Annotated in this window: 8 protein-coding genes; all 8 read right to left on the minus strand. The window is 51.0% G+C overall.

What is annotated here, in order from left to right; genetic code table 11:
• On the minus strand, positions 1 to 2,299 hold a 2,299-nt coding region (locus ACO6UX_RS03070; protein WP_422444769.1), incomplete at its 3' end, for a DUF1601 domain-containing protein.
• Between the two features lie 156 nt (positions 2,300 to 2,455).
• The gene (locus tag ACO6UX_RS03075; protein WP_422444771.1) at positions 2,456 to 5,047 is read right to left on the minus strand and encodes a DUF1601 domain-containing protein; all 2,592 of its coding nucleotides are present in this window, start codon (positions 5,045 to 5,047) and stop codon (positions 2,456 to 2,458) included.
• Between the two features lie 59 nt (positions 5,048 to 5,106).
• Complete coding sequence (locus ACO6UX_RS03080; RefSeq protein WP_422444773.1) at positions 5,107 to 8,670, minus strand: DUF1601 domain-containing protein; 3,564 nt, start codon at positions 8,668 to 8,670, stop codon at positions 5,107 to 5,109.
• A gap of 85 nt (positions 8,671 to 8,755) precedes the next feature.
• Entirely contained in the window at positions 8,756 to 11,884 is a 3,129-nt protein-coding gene (locus tag ACO6UX_RS03085) for a DUF1601 domain-containing protein (RefSeq protein WP_422444775.1), read from the minus strand.
• Positions 11,885 to 11,989: 105 nt separating this feature from the next.
• The gene (locus tag ACO6UX_RS03090) at positions 11,990 to 12,157 is read right to left on the minus strand and encodes a hypothetical protein (protein ID WP_422444777.1); all 168 of its coding nucleotides are present in this window, start codon (positions 12,155 to 12,157) and stop codon (positions 11,990 to 11,992) included.
• A complete protein-coding gene (locus tag ACO6UX_RS03095) occupies positions 12,141 to 13,070 on the minus strand; it encodes a DUF1601 domain-containing protein (RefSeq protein WP_422444779.1) in 930 nt (309 codons plus the stop codon). Before ACO6UX_RS03095 ends, ACO6UX_RS03090 begins: the two co-directional genes overlap by 17 nt.
• On the minus strand, positions 13,051 to 15,102 hold the full coding sequence (locus ACO6UX_RS03100) for a DUF1601 domain-containing protein (protein ID WP_422444781.1): 2,052 nt from the start codon (positions 15,100 to 15,102) through the stop codon (positions 13,051 to 13,053). The genes ACO6UX_RS03095 and ACO6UX_RS03100 overlap by 20 nt, the downstream gene beginning before the upstream one ends.
• Positions 15,103 to 15,207: 105 nt before the next feature.
• Positions 15,208 to 17,658, minus strand: coding sequence for a DUF1601 domain-containing protein (locus tag ACO6UX_RS03105; protein WP_422444783.1), 2,451 nt, complete (start codon positions 17,656 to 17,658; stop codon positions 15,208 to 15,210).
• Positions 17,659 to 17,669: the final 11 nt, after the last annotated feature.

Consider the following 17,669-nt stretch of genomic DNA (forward strand, 5'->3'; position numbering starts at 1 on the left):
TCACGCAGGTCAACAGCGTAGCCAACGCTTCGTTGAGCTCCGGTGTCTGCTCGTACCTGTTGTCCACCAGTTTTGCCATGGCCCACAGCAGGTTGGTGATATGCTGGGGATTAAATTGGTCTTTCTGTGCATTTACGTGGGGCAACAGCGCAGCCACAGCATCTTTGAGCTCTGGTGTTTTCTCCAGCCCTTTGTCCACCAGTTTCGCCATGGCCCACAGCAGGTTGGCGATATGCTGAGGAATAAACTGGTCTTTCTGTGCGTTCACTTGGGGCAACAGCACGGCCACGGCCTCGTTAAGACCTGGTGTCCGCTCCAGCCCTTTGTCCACCAGTTTCGCCATGGCCCACAGCAGGTTGGCGATACCCTGTGGTTTAAAGTGAGCTTTCTGTGCCTTCACGTGGGACAACAGCGCGGCCAAGGCCCTTTTGAGCTCTGGTGTTGGCTCCTGCCCGTTGTCCACCAGTTTCGCCATGGCCCACAGCAGGTTGGCAATAGCCAGGGCATTAAACTGGTTTTTCTGTGCGTTCACGCGGGGTAACAGCGCGGCTACGGTCTCTTTGAGTTCTGGTGTCCGCTCCTGGACGTTGTCCATCAGTTTCACCATGGCCCACAGCAGGTTGGCAATACCCTGTGGTTTAAAGTGAGCTTTCTGTGCGTTCACGTGGGACAACAACGCGGCCAAGGCCCTTTTTAGCTCTGGTGTCGGCTCCTGCCCGTTGTCCACCAGTTTCGCCATGGCCCACAGCAGGTTGGCGATATGCTGAGGAATAAATTGGTCTTTGTATGCGTTCACGTGGGGCAACAGCGCGGCCACGGCCTCTTTGAGCTCTGGTGTCGGCTCCTGCCCGTTGTCCACCAGTTTCGCCATGGCCCACAGCAGGTTGGCGATACCCTGTGGTTTAAAGTGAGCTTTCTGTGCGTTTACGTGGGACAACAGGGCGGCCACGGCCTCGTTGAGCTCTGGTGTCCGCTCTTGTCCAATGTCCACCAGTTTCGCTATGGCCCATAGCAGGCTGGCGATTTCCTGTGGTTTAAAGCAAGCTTTCTGTGTGTTTACGTGTGGCAACAGCGCAGCCACAGCCTCTTTGAGTTCTGGTGTCTGCTCCTGACCGTTGTCCACCAGTTTTGCCACGGCCCACAGCAGGTTGGCGATAGCCTGAGGAATAAATTGGTCTTTCTGTGCGTTCACGTGGGGCAACAGGGCGGCCACGGCCTCGTTGAGTTCTGGTGTCTGCTCCTGGCCGTTGTCCACCAGTTTCGCCATGGCCCACAGCAGGTTGGCGATACCCTGTGGTTTAAAGTTAGCTTTTTGTACGTTCACGTGGGGCAGCAGCACGGCTACGGCCTCGTTGAGCTCTGGTGTCCGCTTCTGCCCGTTGTCCGACAGTTTCGCGATGGCCCACAGCAGGTTGGCAATATTCTGGGTATTAAATTGGTCTTTCTGTGCGTTCACATGGGGCAACAGCGAAGCCACGGCCTCGTTGAGCTCTGGTGTCCGCTCCAGCCCGTTGTCCACCAGTTTCGCCATGGCCCACAGCAGGTTGGCAATGCCCTGGGCCTTAAATTGGTCTTTCTGTGCGTTCACGTGGGGCAACAGCGCGACAACGGCCTCGTTGAACTCTGGTGTCTGCTCCTGCCCGTTGTCCACCAGTTTCGCCATGGCCCACAGCAGGTTGGCGATACCCCGGGCATCAATATCCCTGGCTTGAGGTTTTTGGTTGCAGTTAAATATTATTGCATCAAATAGCGTTGACAATAAGTTAGCTTGAGTAAGTTTAACTCGCTCATCCATGGGTTTATGAAGGGTAAAAACACCCGCTGAAGTCAATGAGTGAAGTGTTGTCGTCAGGCTTCGCCAATTCCAGCTCCGTGTTGCGGTAAAATTTTGCAGCAAACGTATCAGCTGGCTTTGTTCTGCTCGATTTAACGGTCTTTTAGCAGCTGACGTGTATTTTTTAATTAAACTGGCATATTGCCCGTGATTTCTCCCATCATAGCGATGACCGAAATGATCCGATTTACTCAACAGATCATCCATTATTTCCTGTTTGATGAGGGCATTAAAATCTTGAGCAGGGTTTACTGAACGGCACTGTAGATGTTGAGAAGAGCGTGTGCCAGAAGAATGGTAAAATTCATTGCGACCCGGTGCAGTGCGTGGGGAATTATCCCATGGTCTGACTGTGGCATGTCTATATCGCCCACGCCCTGAAGAAGGGGCATGGTTATTCGGTTGGTTGTAATTATTACCTGATCTTGTGTATTTACCACTGATACCAGCAGATCTTCTATCCATAATTATATTTCATTAATTCATGAGAATATAAAAAGCAGACTGCGGTTCTGTTCAGAAGTTCATTTTGTTGAACGGTTTATAAACGCAAGTGGTTGGAGGAGAACATCTACTCTGAATTGTGAAAACGGTTCCTGAGTCACGATGGCAGGGAGACGATTACTGGCTGTTTGTTCTCTTCTTTATTTGATCAATAAATGGTTTCATTAAATCCTGGTTCCAAAGCCTGTTAACCGGGATTTCAATGACCTCAAATCCTGATTTTTGCAGCAGTGCGATTTTCAGCAGAGTCGAACCCTTCCTGGTTTTGAAATCACCATTCACGTAATGAGACGATCCCTGAACTTCAATCACCATGTTGTGATCTGGCAGTAACAGGTCAACCGGAGGTAATGAGTTCAGACTCTTTTCTTCTTCAATCTTCAAAGAGGGCATGCATGATTGGAGTTGATTGCGGAAGTCGGCCTGATGTTTTGAAATGGTTGTCTGGTAATGGGGGGTGAACGGACACGCTCTGCCAAGCCAACTGGCGGCCATGGCAATGGTGGTTTGATCCTCTTCATTATCTGGTGATGTATTTTCCAGGCGAGTCAACAGGTCATCCATGTGCTTTTCAAGTACGTTATTTTTATTGGCATTGGAGTCTAGAGACAACCTGGCACAGCATACCATTACGCCCCAGAGAGACATCGATATATCTTGCCTGGAGAGCTGAGGGTTTTCACTGATTCGGTAGACAAGCGATTCGAATGTAGAGGTAACCACATTCAGCTCAACGAGTTCACCCAGTTTCGCCATGGCCCACAGCAGGTTGGCGATACCCTGTGGTGTAAAGTTAGCTTTCCGTGCGCTCACGTGGGGTAACAGCGCAGCCACGGCCGCTTTGAACTCTGGTGTCCACTCCTGCCCGTTATCCACCAGTTTCGCCATGGCCCACAGCAGGTTGGCAATGCCATGGGCATTAAGCTGGTATTTCTGTACGTTCACGAGGGGCAACAGTGCGGCCACGGCCTGGTTGAGTTCTGGTGTCGACTCCTGCCCGTTGTCCACCAGTTTCGCCATGGCCCACAGCAGGTTGGCGATACCTTGTGGTTTAAAGGTTGCTCTCTGTGCATTCACGTGGGGCAACAGTGCGGCCACGGCCTCGTTGAGCTCTGGTGTTGACTCCAGCCCGTTGTCCACCAGTTTCGCTATGGCCCAAAGCAGGTTGGCGATATCCCGGGCATTAAATTGGTCTTTCTGTGCGTTCAAGTGGTGCAAAAGTGCAGCCACGGCCTCTTTGAACTCTGGTGTCGGATCCTGCCCGTTGTCCACCAGTTTTGCCATGGCCCACAGCAGGTTGGCGATACTTTGTGGTTTAAAGGTAGCTCTCCGTGCGTTCACGAGGGGCAACAGAGCGGCTAAGGCCTCTTTCAGCCCTGGTGTACGCTCCAGCCCGTTGTCCACCAGTTTCGCCATTGCCCACAGCAGGTTGGTAATGGCCTGGGCCTTAAATTGGTCTTTCTGTGCGCTCACGTGCAGCAACAACGCGGCCATGGCCTCGTTGAGCTCTGGTGTTCGCTTTTGCCCGTTGTCCACCAGTTTCGCCATGGCCCACAGCAGGTTGGTGATTTCCTGTGGTTTAAAGTTAGCTTTCTCTGGGTTCACTTGTGGCAACAGCACGGCCACGGCCTCGTTGAGCTGCGGTGTCCGCTCCAGCCCGTTGTCCACCAGTTTTGCTATGGCCCATAGCAGGTTGGCGATACCCTGTGGTGTAAAGTTAGCTTTCTGAGCATTCACTTGGGGCAACAGCGCGGCCACGGCCTTTTTGAGCCCTGGTGTCCGCTCCTGCCCGTTGTCAACCAGTTTCGCCATGGCCCACAGCAGGTTGGCTATACCCTGGACATTAAATTGGCCTTTCTGTGCGTCGACCTGGGGCAACAGCACGATCAGGGCCTCGTTGAGTCCTGTTGTTCGCTCCAGCCCGTTTTCCACCAGTTTCGCCATGGCCCACAGCAGGTTGGCGATATGCTGAGGAATAAATTGGTCTTTCTGTGCGTTCACGAGGGGAAACAAGGTGGCCATGGCCTCTTTAAACTCGGGTGTCTGCTTCTGCCCGTTGTCCACCAATTTCGCCAGGGCCCACAGCAGGTTGGCGATACCACGGGCATCAATATCCCGGCCTTCAGGCTTTTGGTTGCAGTTAAATATTATTGCATCAAGTAGCGTTGACAATAAGTGAGCTTGAGTAAGCTTAACACGCTCATCCATGGGGTAATGAGGGGTAAAAACACCCGCTGAAGTCAATGAATGAAGTGTTGTCGTCAGGCTTCGCCAATTCCAGCTCCGTGTTGGGGTAAAGTTTTGCAGCATACGTATCAGCTGGCTTTGTTCCGCCCGGTTTAACGGTCTTTTAGCAACTGACGTGTATTTTCTAATTGAAAGGGCATATTGACTGTGATTTTTTCCATTATAGCGATGACCGAAACGATCCGATTTACTCACCAGATCATCCATTATTTCCTGTTTGATGAGGGCATTAAAATCTTGAGCAGGGGTTACTGAACGGCGCAGTGGGTGTTGAGAAGAGCGTGTGCCAGAAGAATGGTAAAATTCATTACGCCCCGGGGCATTGCGGGGATTATCCCACTGTCTGACTGTGGCATATCTATATCGCCCACGCCTTGCAGAAGGGGCATGGTCATTCGGTTGGTTGTAATCATTACCTGATCTTGTGTATTTACCACTGATACCAGCAGAACTTCTATCCATAATTATATTTCATTAATTCATGAAAATATAAAAAGCAGACTGCTGTTCTGCTCAGAAGTTCATTTTGCGGAAAAGTTTACTTGAGTCATGATGGGAGGCAGGCGATTACTGACTGTTTGTTTTCTTCTTCTCTTCTTCTTCTTTGCTGGGTTGGTTTGCTCTTCTAAATGTTCTTCGCCAGTCACGTATGCAGCATCTGCCCACCCTCTATTAAATGATACAGAGCCATGCTCCTGTGGGGGGATGCCTATCCTGGTCTTTATTTGATCAATATAGGGTTTCATTAAATCGTTGTTCAAAAGCCGGTTAGCCGGGATTTCAATGACCTCAAATCCTGCTTTTTGCAGTAGTGCGGTTTTGAGCAGAGTCGAACCATTCCTGGTATTGAAATCACCACTCACGTAATGAGAGGGGCCCTGAACTTCAATCACAATGTTGTGATCTGGCAGAAGCAGGTCAACCGGAGGTAATGAGTTCAGACTCTTTTCTTCTTCAATCCTCAAAGATGGAATAGATGATTGGAGTTGATTGCGGAAGTCGGATTGACGTTTTGAAACGATTGTCTGGTAAGGGGGGGCGACCGGACACGCTCTGCCAAGCCAACTTGCGGCCATGATCATGATGGATCGATCATCTTCATTATCTGGCGATGTATTTTCCAGGCGAGTCAACAGGTCACCCATGTGCTTTTCAAGCACGTTATTTTTATAGGTATTGGAGTATAGAGCCAACCTGGCACAGCATACCATGACTCCCCAGAGAGACATCGATATCCCTTCCTGAGAAAACTGAAGGTTCTCACTGATTCGATAGACGAGCGATTCGAACGCAGAGGTAGCCACGTTCAGCTCAACGAGTTCACCCAGTTTGGCCGTGGCCCATAGCAGGTTAGCGATTTCCTGTGGTTTAAAGTTAGATTTTTGTGCGTTCACGAGGGGCAACAGCGCGACCACAGCCTCGTTGAGCCCTGGTGTCTGCTCCTGCCCGTTATCCACCAGTTTCGCCATGGCCCAAAGCAGGTTAGCGATTTCCTGTGATTTGAAGTTAGCTTTTTGTGCGTTCACGAGAGGCAGCAGCACGACCACAGCCTCGTTGAGCTCTGGTGTCCGCTCCTGCCCGTTGTCCACCAGTTTCGCCATGGCCCACAGCAGGTTGGTGATTGCCTGTGGTGTAAAGTTAGCTTTTTGTGCGTTCACGAGAGGCAGCAGCGCGACCACAGCCTCGATGAGCTCTGGTGTCCGCTCCTGCGCGTTGTCCACCAGTTTCGCCATGGCCCACAGCAGGTTGGTGATTGCCTGTGGTGTAAAGTTAGCTTTCTGTGCGTTCATGTGGGGCAACAGCGCGGCCGTGGCCTCCACAAGCCCTGGTATCTTCTCCTGCGCGTTGTCCACCAGTTTCGCCATGGCCCACAGCAGGTTGGCAATGCCCTGGGTATTAAAGTGGTCTTTCTTTGCGTTCACGAGGGGCAACAGGGTAGCCACGGCCTCGTTGAGTTCTGGTGCCTGCTCCTGCCCGCTGTCCACCAGTTTCGCCATGGCCCACAGCAGGTTGGCAATGCCCTGGGTATTAAAGTGGTCTTTCCGTGCGTTCACGAGGGGCAACAGCGCGGCCACGGCCTCGTTGAGCTCTGGTGTCTGCTCATGCCCGTTGTCCACCAGTTTCGCCATGGCCCACAGCAGGTTGGTGATTTCCTGAGGTTTAAAGTGAGCTTTCTGTACGTTCACGTGGCGCAAGAGCGCGGTCACTGCTTCTTTGAGCTCTGGTGTTCGCTCCTGCCCGCTGTTCACCAGTTTCGCCATGGCCCACAGCAGGTTGGCGATATGCTGAGGAATAAATTGGTCTTTGTATGCGTTCACGTGGGGCAACAGCACGGCCACGGTCTCGTTAAGTTCTGGTGTCTGCTCCAGCCCGTTGTCCACCAGTTTCGCCATGGCCCACAGCAGGTTGGCGATACCCTGTGATTTAAAGTTAGCTTTCTGAGCGTTCACGTGGGGCAACAGCACGGCCACGGTCTCGTTAAGTTCTGGTGTCTGCTCCAGCCCGTTGTCCACCAGTTTCGCCATGGCCCACAGCAGGTTGACGATACCCTGTGGTTTAAAGTTAACTTTTTGTACGTTCACGAGGAGCAATAGGGCGGCCATGGCCTCGTCGAGCTCTGGTGTCTGCTCCTGCCCGTTCTCCATCAGTTTCGCCATGGCCCACAGCAGGTTGGCGATTTCCTGTGGTTTAAAGTTAGCTTTCTCTGGGTTCACTTGTGGCAACAGCACGGCCACGGCCTCGTTAAGATCTGTTGTCTGCTCCTGTCCGATGTCCACCAGTTTCGCCATGGCCCATAGCAGGTTGGCGATTTCCTGTGGTTTAAAGCAAGCTTTTTGTGTGTTTACGTGGGGCAACAGCGCAGCCACAGCCTCTTTGAGTTCTGGTGTCTGCTCCTGACCGTTGTCCACCAGTTTTGCCATGGCCCACAGCAGGTTGGCGATAGCCTGAGGAATAAATTGGTCTTTCTGTGCGTTCACGTGGGGCAACAGGGCGGCCACGGCCTTGTTGAGCCCTGGTGTCCGTTCCTGGCCGTTGTCCACCAGTTTCGCTATGGCCCACAGCAGGTTGGCGATTCCCTGTGGTCTAAAGTTAGTTTTCTGTGCGTTTACGTGGGGCAACAGCTCGGCCACGGCCTCTTTGAGTCCTGGTGTCTGCTCCTGCCCGTTGTCTACCAGTTTCGCCATGGCCCACAACAGGTTGGCTATACCCTGGGCATTAAATTGGTCTTTCTGTGCGTTCACGTAGGGCAACAGCGCGGCCACGGCCTCTTTGAGTCCTGGTGTCTGCTCCTGCCGGTTGTCCACCAGTTTCGCCATGGCCCACAACAGGTTGGTGATACCCTGGGCCTTAAATTGGTCTTTCTGTGCGTTCATGTGGGGTAACAGCGCGGCCACGGCCTCTTTGAGCTCTGCTGTCCGCTCCTGCCCGTTGTCCATCAGTTTCGCCATGGCCCACAACAGGTTGGCGACACCCTGGGCATCAATATCCCTGGCTTCAGGTTTTTGGTTGCACTTAAATATTATTGCATCAAGCAGTGTTGACAATAAGGCAGCTTGAGTGAGTTTAACATGCTCATTCATGGGTTGATGAGGGGTAAAAACACCTGCTGAAGTGAATGAATGAAATATTGTCGTCAGGCTTCGCCAACTCCAGCTCCGTGTTGCAGTAAAATTTTGCAGCAAACGCATCAGCTGGCTTTGTTCTGTTCGGTTTAACGGTCTTTTAGCAGCTGACGTGTATTTTTTAATTGAGCTGGCATATTGACTGTGATTTCTCCCATCATAGCGATGACCGAAACGATCCCATTTACTCACCAGACCATCCATTATTTCTGGTTTGATGAGGGCATTAAAATCTTGAGCAGAGTTTACTGAACGGTGCCTTAAATATTGAGAAGGGCGTGTGCCAGAAGAATGGTGAAATTCATTACATCCCGGGATAGAGCGGGGGTGACTATCACGCTTTCTGACTGTGGCATGTCTGTATTGCCCACGCCTTGAAGAAGCGACATGGCCATTCGGTTGGTTGTAACCGTTATCAGATCTTGTGTATTGATCACTGATACCAGCAGAACTTCTATCCATAATTATATTTCATTAATTCATGAAAATATGAAAAGCAGACTGCTGTTCTGTTCAGAAGTTCATTTTGCGGAAAAGTTTACTTGAGTCATGATGGGAAGAAGGCGATTACTGGCTGTTTGTTTTCTTCCTCTTTGCTGGATTGGTTTGCTCTTCCTAAATGTTCTTCGGCAGTCACGTATGCAGCATCTGCCCATGCGGTGTTAAGTGATACACAGCCATGACCCTGTGGCGGGATTTCCACTCTGGTCTTTATTTGATTAATGTAAAGTTTCATTGAATCCTGGCTCCTGAGCTGGTTAACCGGGATTTCAATGACCTCAAATCCTGATTTTTGCAACAGTGCAATTTTAAGCAGAGTCGAACCATTCCTGATTTTAAAATCATTACTTACGTAATGAGACGGTCCCTGAATTTCAATAACCATGTTGTGATCTGGCAGCAGCAGGTCAACGGGAGGCAATGAGTTCAGACACTTTTCTTCTTCAATCTTCAAAGAGGGCATGCATGATTGGAGTTGATCGCGGAAGTCGGATTGAAGTTTTGAAATGGTTGTCTGGTAATGGGGGATGATCGGACTTGCTCTCCCAAGCCAACTGGCGGCCATGGCAATGATGCGTTGATCCTTTGCATTGTCCGGGGATGTATTTTCCAGGCGAGTAAACAGGTCAACCATGTGCTTTTCAAGCATGTTATTTTTATTGGCATTGGAGTCTGGAGACAACCTGGCACAGCATACCATTATGCCCCAGAGAGACATAAATATATCTTGCTGAGAGAGCTGAAGGTTGTCACTTAATCTGCAGACAAGCGATTCAAACGTAGAGGTAACCACTTGTAGCTCAACGAGTTCACCCAGTTTCGCCATGGCCCACAGCAGGTTGGCGATTTCCTGTGGTCTAAAGTGGGCTTTTTGTGCGTTCACGTAGGGCAACAGCGCGGCCACAGCTTCTTTAAGCTCTGGTACCCACTCTCCGTTGTCCACCAGTTTTGCCATGGCCCAAAGCAGGTTGGCGACATTCTGGGTATTAAATTGGTTTTTCTGTGCGTTCACGTAGTGCAAAAGCGCGGCCACTGCCTCTTTGAGCTCTGGTGTCCACTCCTGCCCGTTGTCCACCAGTTTTGCCATGGCCCACAGCAGGTTGGCAATATGCTGAGGAATAAATTGGTCTTTCATTGCGTTCACGTGGGGTAACAGTTCGGCCACGGTCTCTATGAGCCCTTGTGTTCGCTCCAGTCCGCTGTCCACCAGTTTCGCCATGGCCCACAGCAGGTTGACGATACCCAGGGCAGTAAACTGCTCTTTCTGTGCGTTCACATGGGGCAACAGCGCGGCTACAGTCTTTTTAAGCGCCAGCGTCCGCTCCTGCCCTTTGTCTACCAGTTTCGCCATGGCCCACAGCAGGTTGGCAATGCTCCGGGCATTCAGTTGGTTTTTCTGTGCTTGCACGAGGGGCAGCAGTGCGGCCACGGTCTCTTTGAGCCCCGGTGTCCGCTCCAGTTCGTTGTCCACCAGTTTCGCCATGGCCCAAAACAGGTTGGCAATGCCCTGGGCATTAAGTTGGTTTTTCTGTGCGTTCACGTGGGACAACAGCGCGGCCAAGGCCCTTTTGAGCTCTGGTGTCGGCTCCAGCCCGTTGTCCACCAGTTTCGCCATGGCCCACAGCAGGTTGGTGATGTGCTGAGGAATAAATTGGTCTTTCTGTGCGTTCACATGGGGCAACAGGGCAGCCACGGCCTCGTTGAGCTCTGGTGTCGGCTCCTGCCCGTTGTCCACCAGTTTCGCCATGGCCCACAGCAGGTTGGCGATATGCTGAGGAATAAACTGGTCTTTCTGTGCGTTCACTTGGGGCAACAGCACGGCCACGGCCTCGCTGAACTCTGGTGTCGGCCCCTGCCCGTTGTCCATCAGTTTCGCCATAGCCCATAGCAGGCTGGCGATTTCCTGTGGTTTAAAGCAAGCTTTTTGTGTGTTTACGTGTGGCAATAGTGCAGCCACAGACTCTTTGAGTTCTGGTGTCCGCTCCTGCCCGTTGTCCACCAGTTTTGCCACGGCCCATAGCAGGTTGGCGATAGCCTGAGGAATAAATTGGTCTTTCTGTGCATTCACGTGAGGCAACAGGGCGGCCACGGCCTCGTTGAGCCCTGGTGTCCGCTCCTGGCCGTTGTCCACCAGTTTCGCTATGGCCCACAGCAGGTTGGCGATACCCTGTGGTTTAAAGTCAGCTTTTTGTACGTTCACGTGGGGCAGCAGCAAGGCTACGGCCTCGTTGAGCTCTGGTGTCCACTTCTGCCCGTTGTCCGACAGTTTCGCCATGGCCCACAGCAGGTTGGCAATATTCTGGGTATTAAATTGGTCTTTCTGTGCGTTCACATGGGGCAACAGCGAAGCCACAGCCTCGTTGAGCTCTGGCGTCCGCTCCTGCCCGTTGTCCACCAGTTTCGCCATGGCCCACAGCAGGTTGGCGATTCCCTGAGGAATAAATTGTTTTTTCTGTGCGTTCACATGGGGCAACAACACGGCCACGGCCTCTTTGAGCTCTGGTGTCCGCTCCTGCCCGTTGTCCACCAGTTTCGCCATGGCCCACAGCAGGTTGGCGATTCCCTGGGCATCAATATCCCTGGCTTCAGGTTTTTGGTTGCACTTAAATATTATTGCATCAAGTAGCGTTGACAATAAGGCAGCTTGAGTGAGCTTAACACGCTCATCCATGGGTTTATGAGGGGTAAAAACACCCGCTGAAGTAAATGAGTGAAGTGTTGTCGTCAGGCTTCGCCAATTCCAGCTCCGTGTTGCGGTAAAATTTTGCAGCAAACGCATCAGCTGGCTTTGTTCTGTTCGATTTAACGGTCTTTTAGCAGCTGATGTGTATTTTTTAATTGAACTGGCATATTGCCCGTGATTTCTCCCATCATAGCGATGACCGAAACGATCCGATTTACTCACCAGATCATCCATTATTTCCTGTTTGATGAGGGCATTAAAATCTTGAGCAGAGTTTACTGAACGGTGAATTAAATATTGAGAAGGGCGTGTGCCAGAAGAATGGTGAAATTCATTACATCCCGGGGTAGAGCGGGGGTGACTATCCCGCTGTCTGACTGTGGCATGTCTGTATCGCCCACGCCTTGAAGAAGGGGCATGGCCATTCGGTTGGTTGTAACCGTTATCTGATCTTGTGTATTGACCACTGATACCAGCAGAACTTCTATCCATAATTATATTTCATTAATTCATGAAAATATAAAAAGCAGACTGCTGTTCTGCCCAGAAGTTCATTTTGCGGAAAAGTTTACTTGAGTCATGATGGGAGGAAGGCGATTACTGGCTGTTTGTTTTCTTCCTCTTTGCCGGGTTGGTTTGCTCTTCTAAATGTTCTTCACCAGTCACGTATGCAGCATCTGTCCACCCTCTTTTAAGTGATACAGAGTCATGACCCTGTGGCGGGATGCTTACCCTGATCTTTATTTGATCAATATAGGGTTTCATTAAATCGTTTCTTCAAAAGCTGGTTAGTCGGGATTTCAATGACCTCAAATCCTGCTTTTTGCAACAGTGCGATTTTAAGCAGAGTCGAACCATTCCTGGTTTTGAAATCACCACCTACGTAATGAGAGGGTCCCTGAACTTCAATCACCATGTTGTGATCTGGCAGTAGCAGGTCAACCGGAGGTAATGAGTTCAGACTCTTTTCTTCTTCGATCTTCAAAGCTGGAATAGATGATTTGAGTTGATCACGGAAGTCGACTTGGTTTTTTGAAATGATTGTCTGGTAATGGCGGACGACCGAACAGGTTCTGCCAAGCCAACTTGCAGCCATGGTAATGATGGATTGATCCTCTCCATTATCTGGCGATGTATTTTCCAGACGAATGAACAGGTCATCCATGTGTTTTTCAAATAGGTTATTTTTATTGGCATTGGAGTCCAGAAACAACCTGGCACAGCATACCATTAATGCCCAGAGAGACATCGATATCTCTTTCTGAGAAAACTGAAGGTTCTTACTGATTCGATAGAGAAGCGATTCGAACGTAGAGGTAACCACGTTCAGCTCAACGAGTTCACCCAGTTTCGCCATGGCCCACAGCAGGTTAGCGATTTCCTGTGGTTTAAAGTCCGCTTTATGTGCGTTCACGAGGGGCAACAGGGCGGCCACGGCCTCTTTGAGACCTGGTGTCTGCTCCAGCCCGTTGTCCACCAGTTTCGCCATGGCCCAAAGCAGGTTGGCGATACCCTGCGGTTTAAAGTTAGCTTTTTGTCCATTCACGAGGGGCATCAGCGCGGTCACGGCCTCGTTGAACCCTGGTGTCTGCTCCTGCCCGTTGTCCACCAGTTTCGCCATGGCCCACAGCAGGTTGGCGATTTCCTGTGGGTTAAAGTTAGCTTTTTGTATGTGCACGAAGGGCAACAGCGCCGCCACGGCCTCGTTGAGACTCTGGTGTCTGCTCCTGCCCGTTGTCCACCAGTTTCGCCATGGCCCACAGCAGGTTGGCGATATGCTGAGGACTAAACTGGTCTTTCTGTGCGTTCACGCGGGGCAACAGCGCGGCCACGGCCTTTTTGAACTCTGGTGTTTGCTCCTGCCCGTTATCTACCAGTTTCGCCATGGCCAGTAGCAGGTTGGCGATGCCCTGGGCAGTAAATTGGTCTTTCTGTGCATTCACGTGGGGCAACAGCGCGGCCACGGCCTTTTTGAACCCTGGTGTTTGCTCCTGCCCGTTATCTACCAGTTTCGCCATGGCCCACAGCAGGTTGGTGATATGCTGTGGTTTAAAGTTAGCTTTTGGTACGGTCACGCAGGGCAACAGCGCAGCTACAGCTTCGTTGAACTCTGGTGTCTGCTCGTAGCAGTTGTCCACCAGTTTCGCCATGGCCCACAGCAGGTTGGTGATTTCCTGAGGTTTAAAGTTAGCTCTCTGTGCGTTCACGTGGGGCAACAGCGTGGCTACGGTCTCGGTGAGATCTGGTGTCTGCTCCTGCCCTTTGTCCTCCAGTTTTGCCATGGCCCACAGCAGGTTGGCGATATGCTGAGGACTAAACTGGTCTTTCTGTGCGTTTACGTGGGGCAACAGCGTGACCACGGCCTTGTTGAAATCTGGTGTCCGCTCCAGCCCGTTGTCCTCCAGTTTTGCCATGGCCCACAGCAGGTTGGCGATATGCTGAGGAATAAACCAGTCTTTCTGTGCGTTCACGTGGGGCAACAGCGCGGCCAGGGCCTCGTTGAACTCTGGTGTCAGTTCCTGCCCGTTGTCCACCAGTTTCGCCATGGCCCACAGCAGGTTAACGATACCCTGTGGTTTAAAGTTCGCTTTTTGTACGTTCACGTGGGGCAACAGCGCGGCCACGGCCTCGTTGAGACCTGGTGTCCGCTCCTGCCCTTTGTCCACCAGTTTCGCCATGGCCCACAGCAGGTTGGCGATTTCCTGGGCATTAAATTGGTTTTTCTGTGCGTTCACGTGGGGCAACAACACGGCCACAGTCTCTTTGAGCCCTGGTACCCACTTCCGATCGTTGTCCATCAGTTTCGCCATGGCCCACAGCAGGCTAGTGATTTCCTGTGGTTTAAAGTCAGCTTTCTGTGCGTTCACGCTGGGCAACAGCGTGGACACGGTCTCGTTGAGCTCTGGTGTCCGCTCCTGCCCGTTGTCCACCAGTTTCGCCATGGCCCACAGCAGGTTGGCGATTCCCTGAGGAATAAATTGTTTTTTCTGTGCGTTCACATGGGGCAACAACACGGCCACGGCCTCGTTGAACTCTGGTGTCGGCTTCTGCCCGTTGTCCACCAGTTTCGCCATGGCCCACATCAGGTTGGCGATTCCATGGGCACCAATATCCCTGGCTTGAGGTTTTTGCTTGCACTTGAATATTATTGCATCCAGTAGCGTCGACAATAAGGCAGCTTGAGTGAGCCTGACACGCTCATCCATGGGTTTATGAGGGGTAAAAACACCCGCTGAAGTCAATGAGTGCAGTGTTGTCGTCAGGCTTCGCCAATTCCAGCTCCGTGTTGCTGTGAAATTTTGCAGCAAACGCATCAGCTGGCTTTGTTCCGCTCGATTTAACGGTCTTTTAGACGCTGACGTGTATTTTTTAATTGAACTGGCATATAGACCGTGATTTCTCCCATCATAGCGATGACCGAAACGATCCGATTTACTCACCAGATCATCCATTATTTCCTGTTTGATGAGGGCATGAAAATTTTGAGCAGGGTGTACTGAACGGCGCAGTAGATGTTGAGAAGAGCGTGTGTCAGAAGAATGGTAAAATTCATTGCGACCCGGTGCAGTGCGGGTGGGATGATTCCATTGTCTGACTGTGGCATGTCGGTATCGCCCATGCCTTGAAGAAGGGGCATGGCCATTCGGTTGGTTGTAACCGTTATCTGATCTTGTGTATTGACCACTGATACCAGCAGAACTTCTATCCATAATTATATTTCATTAATTCATGAAAATATAAAAAGCAGACTGCTGTTCTGCCCAGAAGTTCATTGTGCGGCAAAGTTTACTTGAGTCATGATGGGAGGAAGGCGATTACTGGCTGTTTGTTTTCTTCCTCTTTGCCGGGCTGGTTTGCTCTGCTAAATGTTCTTCGGTAGTTACGTATGCAGCACCTGCCCACGCTCTTTTAAGTGATACAAAGCCATGCCCCTGTGGCGGGATGCCTATCCTGATCTTTATTTGATCAATATAGGGTTTCATTAAATCGTTGTTCAAAAGCTGGTTAGTCGGGATTTCAATGACCTCAAATCCTGCTTTTTGCAGCAGTGCGATTTTCAGCAGAGTCGAACCCTTCCTGGTTTTGAAATCACCACCCACGTAATGAGAGGGGCCCTGAACTTCAATCACCATGTTGTGATCTGGCAGAAGCAGGTCAACCGGAGGTAATGAGTTCAGACTTTTTTCCTCTTCGATCTTCAAAGATGGAATAGATGATTTGAGTTGATCGCGGAAGTCGACCTGGGTTTTTGAAATGTTTGTGTGGTAATGGCGAACGACCGGACAGGCTCTGCCAAGCCAACTTGCGGCCATGAACATAATGGATTGATCCTCTTGATTATCTGGCGAGGTATTTTTCAGGCGAGTAAACAGGTCATCCATGTGCTTTTCAAACACATTATTTTTATTGGCATTGGAGTCTAGAGACAACCTGGCACAGCATACCATGACTCCCCAGAGAGACATCGATATCTCTTCCTGAGAAAACTGCAGGTTCTTGTTGATTCGATAGACAAGCGATTCGAACGTAGAGGTAGCCAGGTTCAGCTCAATGAGTTCACCCAGTTTGGCCGTGGCCCACAGCAGGTTGGCAATACCCTGGGCATTAAATTGGTCTTTCAGTGCGTTCACGCGGGGCAACAGCGCGGCCACGGCCTCGTTGAGCCCTGGTGTCTGCTCCTGCCCGTTATCCACCAGTTTCGCCATGGCCCACAGCAGGTTGGTGATTTCCTGTGGGTTAAAGTTAGCTTTTTGTGCGATCACGCAGATCAACAGCGCAGCCACCGCTTCGTTGAACTCTGGTGTCTGCTCCAGCCCGTTATCCACCAGTTTTGCCATGGCCCACAGCAGGTTGGCAATTTCCTGTGGGTTAAAGTTAGCTTTTTGTACGATCACGCAGATCAACAGCGTAGCCACCCCTTCGTTGAACTCTGGTGTCTGTTCGTACCCGTTGTCCACCAGTTTTGCCATGGCCCACACCAGGTTGGCGATATGCTGGGGAATAAATTGGTCTTTCTGTGCATTCACGTGGGGCATCAGCGCGAGCATAGCATCTTTGCGCTCCGGTGTTCGCTCCAGCCCGCTGTCCTCCAGTTTCGCCATGGCCCACAGCAGGTTGGCGATATCCTGGGCATTAAATTGTTCTTTCTGTACGTTTACGTGGGGCAACAGCGCAGCCAGAGCCTCTTTGAGCACTGGTGTCCGCTCCAGCCCGTTGTCCACCAGTTTCGCCATGGACCACAGCAGGTTGGTGATTTCCTGTGGGTTAAAGTTAGCTTTTTGTTGGATCACGCAGGGCAACAGCGCAGCCACCGTTTCGTTGAACTCTGGTGTCTGTTCGTACCCGTTGTCCACCAGTTTTGCCATGGCCCACAGGAGGTTGGTGATTTCCTGTGGTCTAAAGTTTGTTTTCTGTGCGTTCACGTGGGGCAGCAGCGCGGCCACGGTCTTGTTGAACTCTGCTGTCCACTCCTGTCCGTTGTCCACCAGTTTCGCCATGGCCCACAGCAGGTTGGCAATGCCCTGGGCCTTAAATTGGTTTTTCTGTGCGTTCACGTGGGGCAACAGCGCGACAACGGCCTCGTTGAACTCTGGTGTCCGTTCCTGCCCGTTGTCCATCAGTTTTGCCATGGCCCACAGCAGGTTGGCGACACCCTGTGCATCAATATCCCTAGCTGGAGGTTTTTGGTTGCAGTTAAATATTATTGAATCAAATAGCGTTGACAATAAGTTAGCCTGGGCAAGTTTAACTCGCTCATCCATGGGTTTATGAAGAGTAAAAACACCCGCTGAAGTCAATGAGTGAAATGTTGTCGTCAGGCTCAGCCAATTCCAGCCCCGTGTTGCTGTGAAATTTTGCAGCAAACGCATCAGCTGGCTTTGTTCTGTTCGATTTAACGGTCTTTTAGAAGCTGACGTGTATTTTTTAATTGAACTGGCATATTGCCCGTGATTTCTCCCATCGTAGCGATGACCAAAACGATTAGATTTACTCACCAGATCTGCCATTATTTCCTGTTTGATAAGGTCATTAAAATTCTGAGCGGGGATCACTGAACGGCACAGTAGATTTTGAGAAGGGTATGCGCCAGAGAAATGATAAAATTCATTATGCCCCGGGGTAGTGCGGGGTGGATTATCCCACCATTCGACTGTGCCCTGTCTATATTGCACGCGCCTTGAAGAAGCGTCATGGGTATCCGGTTGGTTGGCATGATTATCTGGTCTTGCGTATAAACCAAAGGTTCCAGCTGAGCTTCTATGCATATTTATATTTC

The sequence above is a fragment of the Endozoicomonas sp. ALB091 genome, from assembly GCF_049310265.1.
GTDB lineage: Bacteria > Pseudomonadota > Gammaproteobacteria > Pseudomonadales > Endozoicomonadaceae > Endozoicomonas.

What these genes read in the sequence shown, in the direction of transcription:
- ACO6UX_RS03085 (WP_422444775.1), bottom strand. Translation starts at nt 11,884, where the DNA reads ATGGATAGAAGTTCTGCTGGTATCAGTGGTCAATACACAAGATCAGAT.
- ACO6UX_RS03075 (WP_422444771.1), bottom strand. Translation starts at nt 5,047, where the DNA reads ATGGATAGAAGTTCTGCTGGTATCAGTGGTAAATACACAAGATCAGGT.
- ACO6UX_RS03100 (WP_422444781.1), bottom strand. Translation starts at nt 15,102, where the DNA reads ATGGATAGAAGTTCTGCTGGTATCAGTGGTCAATACACAAGATCAGAT.
- ACO6UX_RS03080 (WP_422444773.1), bottom strand. Translation starts at nt 8,670, where the DNA reads ATGGATAGAAGTTCTGCTGGTATCAGTGATCAATACACAAGATCTGAT.
- ACO6UX_RS03105 (WP_422444783.1), bottom strand. Translation starts at nt 17,658, where the DNA reads ATGCATAGAAGCTCAGCTGGAACCTTTGGTTTATACGCAAGACCAGAT.
- ACO6UX_RS03090 (WP_422444777.1), bottom strand. Translation starts at nt 12,157, where the DNA reads ATGAAACCCTATATTGATCAAATAAAGATCAGGGTAAGCATCCCGCCA.